General features: G+C 76.4%; 7 protein-coding genes. 5 read left to right on the forward strand and 2 right to left on the reverse strand.

Annotated elements, in window-relative coordinates:
• Positions 1-151: 151 nt before the first annotated feature.
• Positions 152-3,859 carry a S8 family serine peptidase gene (locus JOF41_RS09595; RefSeq protein WP_209617932.1) on the forward strand — a complete coding sequence of 1,236 codons (3,708 nt, stop codon included), beginning with the start codon at positions 152-154 and terminating at the stop codon, positions 3,857-3,859.
• A 39-nt stretch (positions 3,860-3,898) separates the two neighbouring features.
• Here JOF41_RS09595 and JOF41_RS09600 read toward each other — a convergent pair whose 3' ends face one another.
• Complete coding sequence (locus tag JOF41_RS09600) at positions 3,899-6,877, reverse strand: AfsR/SARP family transcriptional regulator (RefSeq protein WP_209617933.1); 2,979 nt, start codon at positions 6,875-6,877, stop codon at positions 3,899-3,901.
• Between the two features lie 366 nt (positions 6,878-7,243).
• On the opposite strand from JOF41_RS09600, the gene JOF41_RS09605 reads away from it, so the two are divergent.
• Entirely contained in the window at positions 7,244-7,864 is a 621-nt protein-coding gene (locus tag JOF41_RS09605; RefSeq protein WP_244989551.1) for a DJ-1/PfpI family protein, read from the forward strand.
• A 16-nt stretch (positions 7,865-7,880) separates the two neighbouring features.
• Here JOF41_RS09605 and JOF41_RS09610 read toward each other — a convergent pair whose 3' ends face one another.
• Positions 7,881-8,609, reverse strand: coding sequence for a zf-HC2 domain-containing protein (locus JOF41_RS09610; protein WP_307867349.1), 729 nt, complete (start codon positions 8,607-8,609; stop codon positions 7,881-7,883).
• Positions 8,610-8,826: 217 nt separating this feature from the next.
• Here JOF41_RS09610 and JOF41_RS09615 point away from each other — a divergent pair, with 217 nt between their 5' ends.
• From JOF41_RS09615 to JOF41_RS09625, 3 genes are read left to right on the forward strand one after another with little or no spacing between them, the layout of a single operon-like run.
• Complete coding sequence (locus JOF41_RS09615; RefSeq protein WP_209617939.1) at positions 8,827-10,314, forward strand: ABC transporter substrate-binding protein; 1,488 nt, start codon at positions 8,827-8,829, stop codon at positions 10,312-10,314.
• Positions 10,311-12,032: an ABC transporter permease subunit gene (locus JOF41_RS09620; protein ID WP_209617941.1), complete on the forward strand. Its 1,722-nt coding sequence runs from the start codon at positions 10,311-10,313 to the stop codon at positions 12,030-12,032. The genes JOF41_RS09615 and JOF41_RS09620 overlap by 4 nt, the downstream gene beginning before the upstream one ends.
• Positions 12,029-13,207, forward strand: a complete 1,179-nt coding sequence (locus tag JOF41_RS09625) for an MDR family MFS transporter (protein WP_307867350.1) — start codon at positions 12,029-12,031, stop codon at positions 13,205-13,207. Before JOF41_RS09620 ends, JOF41_RS09625 begins: the two co-directional genes overlap by 4 nt.
• Positions 13,208-13,212 lie beyond the last annotated feature (5 nt).

Genomic DNA, 13,212 nt, shown 5'->3' on the forward strand with positions numbered 1-13,212 from the left:
CCCGCGGACCTGGTGACTCAGCGTCACGACCGCTTGCTCCCAACAGGTTGTCCGCGCAGCGAACGACAACCTGGCGCAGCTCAAGGGCGTCTGTGCGTGGGCGAGGGACGACGAGCCCTCCTGACGCACTGGGGTGTGTATGAAACGACGAATGCGGCTGCTCGCCGTCGCGGCACTGGTGGCCGCGGCGACGACAGCACCGCTGGGAGCGGGCAGCGCGGGGGCGGTCCCGGCGCAGGGCGCGCGGACCGGGACGGACGGGCAGTGGGTCACCCTGGTCACCGGGCACCGCGTGCTCGCCTCGCGCACCGCGCAGGGCCGCTGGTCGGTGCTCACCGAGCCGTCGCGGGACGGCCGGGCCACCGCTTTCCTCCAGTACGGCAAGCGCCGCGGCGCGGAGACCGACTTATACGTGCTGCCGGCGGAAGCGGTGGCGCTGGTGCGGGCCGGGGTGCTCGACGCCGAGCTGTTCAACGTCTCCGGGCTGATCCGGCAGCGCTACGACGACGCCCGCAGCGACACCGTGCCGCTGCTGGTCGAGTACCCGGACGCCGCGGTGGCCACGGCCCCGCCGGGCGCCGCCGTCGAGCGGCAGATCCCGGACCTGCGGCTGGCGGCCGTCGCCGAGCGCAAGGTCGACGCGCGCCACTTCTGGTCGGCCGTCACCGGCGGCGGGACCAGCGGCGCGCGGCTGGCGGGCGGTCCCACCCGGATCTGGCTCAACGCGCGCGTCGAAGCGGCGCTGGACGCCAGCGTCCCGCAGGTCGGCGCGCCCGCCGCCTGGCAGAACGGCCTGACCGGCCAGGACGTCACGGTGGCCGTGCTGGACACCGGCTACGACGAGCGGCACCCCGACCTGGCCGACCGGGTCACCACGAGCCAGGACTTCAGCGGCAAGGGCAACGCCAGCGACGGTGACGGGCACGGCACGCACGTCGCCTCCACCATCGCGGGCTCCGGCGCCGCCTCGGGCGGCCGGTACAAGGGGGTCGCACCGGGCGCCAAGCTGGCCGTCGGCAAGGTGCTCGACGACTCCGGCTCCGGCCAACTCGACGACGTCATCGCGGGCATGCGGTGGGCCGCGGCCGAAACCGGGGCCAAGGTGGTCAACCTCAGCCTGGGCACCGGCCCCACCGACGGGACCGACCCGGTGGCGCAGGCGGTCAACACCCTCAGCGCCCGGCACGGCACGCTGTTCGTGGCGGCGGCCGGGAACTCGGGCAGCCCGGAGTCGGTCGGCAGCCCCGCCGCGGCCGACGCGGCGCTCGCGGTCGGCAGCGTCACCAAGTCCGGCGCGCTGTCGGACTTCTCCAGCCGCGGACCGCGGCTGACCGACGGCGCGGTCAAGCCGGAGATCGCCGCGCCCGGCTCCGACATCGTCGCGGCCAGGGCCGGGCAGGGCCGGATCGGCGAGCCGGTGGACGAGCACCACACCAGGCTGTCCGGCACCTCCATGGCCACGCCGCACGTCGCGGGCGCGGCGGCGATCCTGGCCCAGCAGCACCCGGACTGGACCGGTGACCAGCTCAAGGCTGCGCTGGTGGGCACGGCCGCACCGGTGGCGGGCGCGGGCGTGCTCGCCGTGGGCGGTGGCCTGCTGGACGTGGCCAGGGCGACCACCCAGCGGGCGAACGCCTCACCCGCCGCGGTCAACGCCTACCTGGCGTGGCCGGACACCCAGCCGCAGCGGCGCGCGGTGAGCTACACCAACACCGGAACCACGCCGCTGACCCTGGCGCTGGCGCTGGAGCTCGCCGACGGCGACGGCAAGGCGTCCCCCGCCGGGCTCGCCGCGCTGTCCGCGTCCTCGGTGACCGTCCCGGCGGGCGGCGTCGCGGAAGTCGAGCTGATCCTGACCCCCCGTTCCGGCGCGCCCGGCGTGCACAGCGGGGTGCTCACCGCCACCTCCGCCGACGGGGCGGTCCGGCTGCGCACCCCGGTCGGGGTCCACGACGAGCCGGAGAAGCACGACCTCACCCTGTCGGTGCGCAACCGCGACGGCGCGCAACCCGCGCCGCAGGACAGCGCCGTGGTCATGGTGACCGACGTGGACAGCGGCGAGGTGTGGTTCGGCCAGGTGCCGAGCACGACCCGGCTGCCCGCGGGCAGGTACTCCGTGATGGGCTCGGTCGAAACCCCCAGGCCGGACGCGCCGCCCGCGACGAGCACGTTCGTCGACCCGGACGTGCGGCTGTCGAGCGACACCGAGATCGTCTTCGACGCGCGCGAGGGGCAGCGGGTCTCGCGCACCACCGACCAGCCCGCGGCGCGCGGGGGCGTGCAGACCACGCGGTTGCAGACCTCGACCGCCAACCCCGAGCGGCCCTCGACGAGCTTCGTCGTCATGTCCGACCCCCGGTTCAGCGAGCTGTACGCGCAGTCGGCGCGGCGCGAACCCGCGCCGTGGTTCGGCTACGCGGACAACCTGCGGCTGGAGGAGCCCGGCCTGGAGCTGTTCGCCGAGCAGCCGCAGCGGTTCGAGGTGCCCGCGAACTGGCTGAGGGGCTCGCCTGAGCCCACCGGCACCCAGCGGCTGGCCGCCGTGCACGGCGGCCAGGGCACGCCCGAGGACCTGGCCGGGATCGACGCCCACGACAAGCTGGTGGTGCTGGAGCTGCCGGGGGAGCTCACCTACGAGGAGGTCTACCGGCGCATCCGGGCGGTCAAGGACGCGGGCGGCAAGGCGGTGGCGGTCGGCGTCCTGGAGCGGACGGCGCTCGCGGCCGCGCTCGACGACGAGTTCCCCGCCGCGCTGCCCACGTTGCACGTGCACGACAAGCCGGGCCAGCGGTTCGCCGACCTGGTCCGGGCGGGTGGGGTGACGGCGAGCTACACCGCCCGGACGGCCAGCGCCCACCGCTACGAGCTGTCCTACCCCTCGCAGGGGCAGCTGCCGCCGCGGCTGACCACCGTGGCCAGGACCGCCGACCTCGCCGCGGTGCGCATGGCCTACCACGGCGGCACGCCGGAGGAGCCGCCCACCGCCTCGGCCTGGGTGGAGGCACTGGGCGGCCGGATCGGCACCCAGTGGAGCCTGCCCGTCCCACCGCACGCCGAGCGGGTCGAGCACTTCACGCCGGGCCGCTGGCACGTCGAGGTCGGCGGCTGGTGGGCCGCCTCGGGCCGCGCCCGCGAGGTGATGACCCTGGAGGGCGGCAAGTCCTACCGGATGCGGTGGCACGCGGCGGTGGCCGCGCCGCGGTTCACCGGCACCACCAGCAACGAGCTCGGCGAGGACCACCCGTGGGCCTGGCGCGTCGGCAACAAGCTCGACATCACCGTGCCGTTCTTCACCGACGCCGACGGGCACGCCAGGGCGGCCGAGCCGTTCTTCGGCTACGACCGGGGGTCGACCGCGCTGCACCGCGACGGCCGGGTCGTGGGCACGCAGGACCAGCCGGGCATCGCGGTGTTCGCGGTGCCCGACGGGGAAGCCGAGTACCGGCTGACCGCCGACGTCAGCCGCGAGCAGCCGTGGTGGCCGCTGTCGACGAAGGTCAGCGGCAGCTGGACGTTCCGCTCCGGGTTCCGCCAGGGACCGGGCAGGCCGCTCCCGCTGCTCTCGGTGGGCTTCGCGCCCGCCGTGGACCTGGGCAACGCCGCGCCCGCCGGGCCGTTCTCGTTCCCGGTCGCGCTGCACCGGCAGGACGCGGTCCCCTCGGCCGAGTCGGTGGAGCTGGAGGTCTCCTTCGACGACGGGGGCACTTGGGCGCCCGTGCCGCTCAGCCGTGACGGGGAGCGCTGGACGGCGACCGTCACCAACCCGGACAGCGGTTTCGCGTCGTTGCGCGCCAAAGCCGCCGACACCGAGGGCAACGCCGTGGAGCAGACCGTGATCCGGGCTTACCGGATCGGCTGACCCGTGGTGGGCGGGCCGCGTGCCCGCCCACCACCGCCGTCACGGGGCGGGCAGGGACGCGAGGGCGCGGCGTATCCGCTCCTCCACCGGAGCCCCGATCTCGTCGTAGACGGCGATCGCCCGCGTCCAGTGGTGCCGCGCCGTGGCGGGGTCGCGGTCGGCCACCGCGGACGCGATGCCGTCGTGGGCCCTGGCCTCCTCGTGGCGGTGCCGCGCCCGCACCGCCAGCGCCAGCGCTTCGCGGTGCAGCGAGAGGGCGCGCGCCGCGTCGCCCTCGGCCAGGTGGACCACACCGAGGTTGTTGAGCACCGCGCTCTCCGCCGCCCGGTCGCCGACCGCGCGGATCAGCCGCAGCGCCTCCCGGTGGTGCTCCACCGCTTCCTCCCGGCGGCCCAGCGCGCCCAGCGCGGTGCCCAGCCCGGTCAGCGCGTTGCCCGTCACCCAGTGGTCGCCCTCCTCGGTCAGCACCAGCGCCTCCTGGAACGCGGCCACGGCGTCGTCGAGGCGACCCAGTCGCTTCCGCACGATGCCCACGTTGATCAGCACGATCGCCTCGGCCCGGCGCTCGCCGGACTCGCGGAACCTGACCAGGGCGCGCTGGTAGTGGTCCAGCGCCTCCTCCAGGCGGCCGAGCACGTCCAGCACGTTGCCCAGGTTCTGCAGCGCCACCGCCTCGCCCCGGTGCTGTCCGGTGCCCTGGCGCAGCGCCAGCGCCTGCCCGAAGTGCCGCAGCGCGTCGTGGTAGCGGCCGACCCGCTCCTCGATCAACCCCCGCAGGTTGAGCAGCTCGGCCTCACCCGACCGGTCGCCGGAGCGGCGGTACAGGGTCAGCGCCCGGCCGCTGTGCTCCAGCGCCTCGTCCAGCCTGCTGGTCAGCCAGCAGACGATGGTCAGGCCCTTGCGGACCTCGGCCTCGGCGCGCTCGTCCGCCAGCTCTCGGGCCGCCTCCAGCGCCGCGCCGTGCGTGCGCAGCCAGTCGTCGACACGCCCCCGGATGTCGAAGAAGTACTGCAACGCGCACGGCAGCCGCCAGGCGTGCTCGTGCCACCCATGCGCCGCCGCGTGCGCCGCGCTCGCGAGGAGGTTGTGGTACTCGGCGTCCAGCCACGCCACCGCCGCCGCCCGGTCGGGGAACTCCGACGCGCCGGACCCGCGCGGGTCGACCAGCGCCATCGCCGAGGCGGCCTTGGCCAGGTAGTGGTCGAGGCACCGGGTGGTCGCGGCCCGGCGCTCGACCTCGTCGTCGGCCGCGCGCGCCACCTCGTCGGCGTAGGCGCGCAGCAGGTCGTGCTGCTGGTAGCGGCCTGGCCGGTGGTGCTGCACCAGGTTGGCCTCCGCCAGCTCGGTCAGCGCCGCGCGGGCCTCGTCCTCGCCGACGCCCGCGAGCGCGGCGGCGGTGGCGATCGCGATGTCGGGTCCGGGGTGGTCGGCCAGCCTGCGGAACAGCCGCGCGGAGCCGGGGGACGGGCAGGCCCGGTAGGACCACGAGAACACGCTGCGCAGGTCGGTGTCCGCGCTGTCGCTGGTGGACAGCGCGGACAGCAGCCGCCGCTCCGCGTTCAGGTCCGCCACCAGCGTCGCCAGCGGCAGGCCGGGCTCGGCGCTGGCCCGCGCCCCCGCGATGCACAGCGCCAGCGGCAGGTGCGCGCACCGCCGGGTGATCTGCTCGACGGCCTCGGCCTCGGCGGCGACCCGGCCCCAGCCGACGAAGGTCGCCAGCAGGTCGCGCGCCTCGGCGGCGTCCAGCGCGTCCAGCCTGATGTGGTGGGCGTGCTCGCGCGCCACCAGCCCGCTCAGCTGCCGCCTGCTGGTGACCAGGACCGGGCAGCCCGCGTCGTGCGGCAGCAGCGCCCGCACCTGGTCGGTGTCGCGGGCGTTGTCCAGCACCAGCAGCATCCGCTTGCCCTCCAGCAGGGAGCGGTACAGCGCCGCCCTGGCCCCCGGTTCGGCGGGCACCGCGTGCGCGGGCACCCCGAAGGCGTCCAGGAACCCGCGGATCGCCTCCTCCGGCGACAGCGGCGCGCCCGCCGGGTCGAACCCGCGCAGGTCCGCGTACAGCTGGCCGTCGGGGAACCGATCGCGGTTGCGGCGCGCCCACGACACCGCCAGCGACGTCTTGCCCACGCCGGGGATGCCGGTGACGCAGGCGATCGACACCGCGTCGTCGTGCCGCGCGGCGTCCTCCGCCCACGCGGTCAGCGCCTCCAGCTCGCCCGCCCGGCCGACGAAGTGCCGGACCGCGCTGGGCAGCTGGTGGGGCTTGGCCGTGGCCGGGGACGGCTCGCGGACGGCCAGCGCCCGGTCCGCGCCGAGGATGCGCCGGTGCATGTCCTGCAGCTCCGGGCCGGGGTCGACGCCCAGCTGCTCCGCCAGCTCGTCGCGCACCCGCCGGTAGTGCTCCAGCGCCTCGGCCTGGCGTCCGCTGCGGTAGAGCGCGAGCACCAGCTGCCCCGCCACCCGCTCGTCCAGCGGGTGCGCGGCGGCGCGCGCCACCAGGTCCGGCACCAGCTCGGCGTGCCTGCCCCGGCGCAGCAGCGCGTCGGTGTGGTCGAGCAGGGCGGCCCAGTGCTCGCGCTCCAGCGCGGCGCGGACCTCGTTGACCCACCGGGTGTCCAGCCCGCTGAACGGCTCGCCGCGCCACAGCTCCAGCGCCTGCCCGTACAGCTCGTCCGCCTGCCCGCCCGCCGCCCGCGCCCGCTCGACCAGCCCGCGGAACCGGTGCAGGTCCACCGCGGCCGGGTCGACCTCCAGCACGTACCCGCCCGCCCGGCGGACGATCCCGACCTCGTCCCCGAGCGCCTTGCGCAGTCGCGTGAGGTACGTGCGCAGCGTCTCCTTGGCCCGCAGCGGCACCCGGTCACCCCACACCCGGTGCACCAGTTGGTCGGCGCTGACCGGCTCCCGCGCGTCCACCGCCAGCGCCACCAGCACGCAGCGCTGCTGAGCCGCGCCAAGGTCGACCTCCCGCCCGCCGACGCGTGCCCGCACGTGCCCCAGCAGCCGGATGTCCACCGCCACCCCGTGTCCCCTCGTTCGGTACCGAAACGGTCTAGCACAGTCGTGACCTGCGGAGTCAATGTTTCGTCAACGTTGCGCCCACCGGCAACGGGCATCCTGGTGCACGTCGGGCGACCGACGCCCGGCGGGGGACGAGGGGAGAAGTCCGATGCGGGCACGTGACGGTGTGGACTGGGGGATCTGAGACCGCACGACTGGGGGGTGGGCCGGCTGACCGTTGACCCGGGTCAGCCGGCCCGCGTGTTCGTCCCCGGAACCGACCGGCTCCCGCGTCCGACCTCTGTGGTGATGGCAACCCAACGGAGGTCAGCAGTGGAGCGTCGTACTTTCCTGCGTGCGTCAGCGCTGTCGGTGGGCGGTGCGGCGATGGCCGCCCCCGTGGCGTCGGCGGCCAACCCGCTGCGGGTGCAGGTGCTGGTGTTCGACGGCGTGGAGGAGCAGGACTTCGCCGGGCCGCTGGAAGTGCTGGGCGTCGCCGGGCGCAGGAGCAACGGCGCGCTGACCAGCACGCTGGTCACCCCCGGCAGGTCGGGCGCCGTCACCTGCAGCTTCGGCACGCGGCTGGAGGTGGCCAAGGGGTGGTCGCCGCACGAGGCGGACGTCCTGGTGGTGCCCGGCGGCGGCTACGGCACCCAGAGCGGGGTCCGGCGGTTGATGGCCGACCAGGACTTCCTGCGCCGCCTGGCCGCCGCCGACGTGCTGCTGGCGGGCATCTGCACCGGTGTCATGGTGCTCTCGGCGGCGGGGCTGACCAGGGGCCGCAACGCCACCACCCACACCCTCGCCAGGGCGGACCTGGCCGCGCAGGGCGCGAACGTCATCAACGCCCGCGTGGTCGACGACGGCGACCTGATCACCGGCGGCGGCATCACCTCCGGCCTGGACGTGGGGCTGTGGCTGGTGGAGCGCTTCCTCGGCGCGAAGCAGGCGCAACTGGTGGAGACCCTCCTGGAGTACGAGCGCCGCGGCACCGTCTGGCGCGCCTGACCAGCGGGACCAGCGGTCAGGCGACCCGCCGGTGGGTCGCCGTGGGACGCAGGTGCCGGAACCGGCCGCGGCGCTGCCCCTGGTGCCCGGTCGGTTCACCGCCGTGGCCGTCGGCGCGGTCGTGGTCCTCGTCGTCGTGCCGCGCCGGGGTGCCGGGCGTCGGCTGGGAGCGGTGCGCGCGGGCCACCAGGTGCAGCAGGACCAACCCGGCCAGCAGCGGCAGGTGGGAGGCGACGCGGGCGACCGTCGCGGTGCCTTCGACCAGGTCGTGCACGGAGAACGCGAGCAGCACGGCGACGAACCCGCCCAGGGTGGGCAGCAGCCCCGCCGCGCGGTGGACGCGCACGGCGGCGGCCAGCAGGCCGACGCCCAGCGCCAGGTTCCAGGCGGCGCCCTCGTTGAACAGGTGGTCGGCGAAGCCGTGGCCGCCGTGGCCGCTGGTGGCTCCGGCGAGCAGCTGCGCCAGCGCCACCCACAGCTGGACCAGCGCGACCGCGGCCAGCGCCAGGCGCGGGGTCAGGGCGACGTGCCGCGGCGGCGCGGCGGCCAACACCGTCTCCACCAGGTCCGGCGAGGGCTGCGCGGGGCGGACGCGGATGCTCCTGGTCAGCGCCTGGGCTCGGGTGTTCCAGTGCGCGCAGGCGGCGCACCCGGCCAGGTGCGCGTCCACTTCGGCGTCGGGCGCGGGCCCGGCCTCGCCGTCCATGCGGGCCGAGAGCGCTTCGCGGCACGTTTCGCAGTCCACGTCCCCATGGTCGCCCGATCCGGCGTGCGAGTCCCCGTCGGGGTGTGGTTGCGATCCGGAATCGTGATCGCAGCGGTGGAGCTGAGCGCCGAGTCGGCCGCACTCGTCCGGCGGGGGCGGCTGCCCTGCCGGTATGGTCCAAACCACAACGACTATGAAAACGGTTATCGCCTGCATAAGGTGAGGGCTCCCCGTCGCCGACCCACCAGGTGCCCCCATGCGCGCTCCCACCCCGCTCGTCCTGGCCATGACCGCGGCGCTGCTCGCGTCCGGGTGCTTCGCGGGCGACCCCGCGGCGGACGCGGGCGCCTCGAACGGCCGCATCAAGCTCGCCATGCTGCAACCGCCCCGCTCCGGCCTGTCCCCGCTCAGCGACGACGCGTTCAAGCTCTCCCGCTGGTCCACCGCGGAAACCCTGGTCACCCTCGACGCCGAGGGCACCGCGCTGCCCGGCCTGGCCACCGGCTGGCAGCGGATCTCCGACCGAGCCTGGGAGTTCACCATCCGCGCCGGGGTGTCCTTCCACGACGGCACCGCGCTGACCCCGGCCGCCGTCGCGAACAGCCTCGACCGCGCCACCAACGCCTCACCCAAGCCGCGCATCCTCGACGGCGTCTCGCTCACCGCGCAGGCGCGGGAGGGCTCGGTCGTGGTCACCACCGGCGAGCCGGACCCGCTGGTGCCGCACCGGCTCTCCTCGCCGCAGCTGGCGATCCTCGCGCCGAGCGCCTACACCCCGGACGGGCGCGTCAGCCCGGTCGGCACGGGCACCGGGCCGTTCCGGCTGGTCTCGGTCAACGGCACCACCACCGCCACCCTCGACCGCTTCGACGGCTACTGGGGCGAGCGGGCGCGGGCGGCGGGCATCGACGTGTCCTTCGTGCCCGACGGGGCCGCCCGCGCCGCCGCCATCCGCAGCGGCGAGGCGCACATCGCCGAGGCGGTCCCGGTGTCCCAGGCCGCGCTGCTGGACCCCGCCACCATCACCGAAGTCCCCATGCCGCGCACCAACACCCTGTACCTCAACACGCGGTCCGGGCCGTTCCGCGACGCCGGGCTGCGCGCCGCGGTCCGCGAGGCCGTCGACGCCGACGAGATCGTGCGCGCGGTCTACGAAGGACGCGCCGACCGCGCGGAGGGTCTGCTCGGACCCGCGCTGCCATGGGCGGCGGCCGGACGCGCGCCGCTGGGCGGGCGGACCGCACCCGCCCCGCCGCGCGGCGCCGCGATCACCCTCGCCACCTTCTCCGACCGCGCCGAGCTGCCCGAGGTCGCCTCGGTGGTGCAGCAGCGGCTGGAGGACGCCGGGTTCACCGTCACCCAGGTGGTGCGCGAGTACGCGCACATCGAGCAGGACGCGCTGGCCGGGAAGTTCGACGCGTTCATCCTGTCCCGCGCGACCGTGCTCGACTCCGGCGACCCCGTGGCGTACCTGAAGTCGGACTTCACCTGCGACGGCTCGTTCAACCTGTCGGGGCTGTGCGACCCGGCCGTGGACGAGCTGGTGCGCGCGGCGGCGGCCACCGAGGCGGGCGACGCCCGCAGGGCGGCCGTCCTGGCCGCCGAGGCGGCCGTGCTGCGCACCGACGCGGCCATCCCGATGCTGCACGAGCGCGTCATCCAGGGCGACGCGACCTCCGTCGCGGACTCGGCCAAGGACCCGCGCGAGCGGACCCTGGTCACCACCGCGACCCACCTGAGGTGAGCGGGCTCGCGGCGGCCGCCACCCGCGTCACCTCGGTCGCCGCCGTGGTCGTGGTGGTGGGCCTGGTGCCGTGGCTGGCCGGGCGCGACCCGGCGCTGTCGGTGCTGCGCGCCCGCGCGGGCGAGCAGGAGCCGACCGAGGAGGCGCTGGCCGCCGTGCGCCGGGAACTGGGCCTGGACGCGCACCCGGCCGCGCTGTTCGGCGACTGGTTCGCGGGCGTGCTGCGCGGCGACGCCGGTCGGTCCTGGGTCAGCGGTGACGCCGTGCTGCCGTCGGTGCTGTCCGCGCTGGGGGTCTCCACGACGCTGATGGCCGCCGCCCTCGCCGTCGCGCTGCCCACAGCCGCCGCGCTCTTCGCGCGGACGCTGGTGCGCGGCGCACGGGGGGTGCCGCACCGGGGCAGCGGGGCGGCCGCCGCGGTGCTCGCCGCGGTCCCGGAGTTCCTGCTCGCCGCCGTGCTGCTGGTGGTGGGCGCGGTGTGGCTGGACTGGCTCCCGCCCTACGGCTGGCAAGCGCCCCGGCACGCGGTGCTGCCCGCGCTGGCGCTCGGCATCCCGGCCGGGGCCGTGCTGGGCCGCCTCGTCGACGACGCCCTGCTGCCGGTCTTCGAGGAGCGCTGGGTGGTGCTGTGGCGGTCGTGGGGCTGCGCGCCCCCGGTCATCGCCCGCGCCGCGCTGCGCCGCGCCCTGCCGCCCGTGCTGCCCCAGCTGGGACTGGTCGCCGTCGGGCTGACCGGGGGAGCGGTCGCGGTCGAGGCGGTGTTCGCCGTGCCGGGCCTGGGCCGCACCGCGCTCGGCGCGGCCGAGGCGCAGGACCTCCCGCTGCTCCAGGCGTCCGTGCTCGCCCTGGTCCTGCTCGGCACCGCGGGCGGCGTCGTCACCGCCGTGGCTCGCCGCCGGGCCCTCGGGCCCGCGCTGCGCGCCGCCGCCCTGCCCGCCCCGCCGCCGGTGGTGACCGCCGGGGGGCGCGGGCACCGCGTGGTGGTGGCCGCCTCCGCGGCGGTGCTCGCGCTCGTCGTCGGGTGCGGGCTGCTGGGCGAACCGCTCCGCCTGGACACCGCCGCCCGCCTCGCGGCGCCGAGCTGGGCGCACCCCCTGGGCACCGACGCGCTCGGCCGGGACGTGCTCGCCCGCGTCGGCCACGGCGCGCTCGCCACGCTCGGCGCGGCCGTCCTGGTGTGCCTGTGCTCGTACGCGGTGGCCCTGGTGCTGGGCTTCCTGCCCGGTGTGGCCCGCGCCGCGGCAGAGACCGCCAACGCCGTGCCACCGGTCATCGCGGGGCTGCTCGTCGCGGCCGCCGCGGGCCCTGGAGCCGAGGGCGCGTGGCTCGCCGTCGGGCTGGTGTCCTGGCCCGCGCTCGCCGCCCACGCCGCCGCGCTGGTCGAGGAGAACCGGGCCGCCGCCCACGTCGCCGCCCAGCGGGCGCTCGGCGCCCCGGCGGTGTGGACGCTGACCCGCCACGTGCTGCCAGCCGTGGCCGGGCCGGTCGCCCGGCACGCCGTGCTGCGCCTGCCGGGGGTGGCGCTCGCCCTGGCTTCGCTGGGTTTCCTCGGCCTCGGCGCGGCGCCGCCCACCCCCGAGTGGGGGCTGCTGCTGGGCGAGTCGCTGCCCTACGTCGAGCGGGCGCCGTGGGCGGCGCTGGCCCCCGCCGCGGCGCTGGTGGTGCTGGCGGTGTTCGCCGTCTCGTCGGCCGCGCTCGTCGGGCGGCGGGCGTGGTGACCACGACCGCCGTGGGCGCGACCGGCCTGGTCCGGCTCCTGGTCGTCACGCAGTTCGCCTTCAACGTCGGCTTCTACGCCGTGCTGCCGCACCTGGCCACCCACCTGAGCGACCAGCTGGGCTTGGCGGGCTGGTTGGTGGGGCTCGTGCTGGGGCTGCGCACGTTCAGCCAGCAGGGCCTGTTCGTGGTCGGCGGCGCGCTGACCGACCGGTTCGGCCCCAGACCCGCCGTGCTGGTGGGCTGCGCGCTGCGGATCGCCGGGTTCACCTGGCTCGCGTTCGCCCGCGACGCCTGGTCCGTCCTCGCCGCGGTGGTCCTGATCGGCTTCGCCGCCGCCCTGTTCTCACCGGCGGTGGAGACCGAGATCGCCCGCCAGGCGGTCGACCGGGAGCGCCGCACCGGTGAGCCCCGCACCCGCCTGCTCGGCCTGTTCCACGCCGCGGGCCAGGCGGGTGCGCTGCTCGGCCCGGTGCTCGGCGTGCTGGCGCTGGGGTCCGGGTTCCCGGCCGCGTGCCTGGCGGGGGCGGGCGTCTTCGCGCTCGTCCTGCTCGGCCACTGGCGCCTGATGCCGCGCACGGCCGCCACCACCGGGCACCCGCGACTGGTCACCGCGCTCGGCGGTATCGCGCGCCACCGCGCGTTCCTGCTGCTCTGCCTCGCCTACGGCAGCTACCTCGTGCTCTACAACCAGATGTACCTGGCGCTGCCTGCCGAGGTCGGCGATCCCGCCGCGCTCGGCTGGCTGTTCGCGTTGTCGTCCGGGCTGGTCGTGCTCGGCCAGGTGCCGGTGTCGCGCTGGTCGGCGCGGGTGCTGTCCGCCGGGGCGGCGCTGCGCGCGGGGCTGGTGCTGGTCGCGGCGGGCTGCGTGGCGACCGCGCTGCTGCCGGGGGACGGCCCGCTGCCCGCGGCGGTGTTCGTCGTCCTGCTCACCGCCGGGCAGATGCTCGCCGTCCCGGCGGCGCGGGCCCTGGTGCCCGACTTCGCAGGCGACCGCGGGCTCGGCCTGCACACCGGCGCGCTGTCGTCGCTGTCCGGGGTGCTCGTCCTGGTGGCCTCGGCGCCGCTGGGCGCCCTGGTGGACCTGGGTGGCGCGACGCCGTGGCTGGTCCTCGCCGCGATCCCGCTCCTCGGCGCGCTGTGCGTGCCCCCGACTCGGCGCGAGCCGCCCGGCTGATCCCG

This window comes from Saccharothrix coeruleofusca (assembly GCF_017876325.1).
Lineage (GTDB): Bacteria > Actinomycetota > Actinomycetes > Mycobacteriales > Pseudonocardiaceae > Actinosynnema > Actinosynnema coeruleofuscum.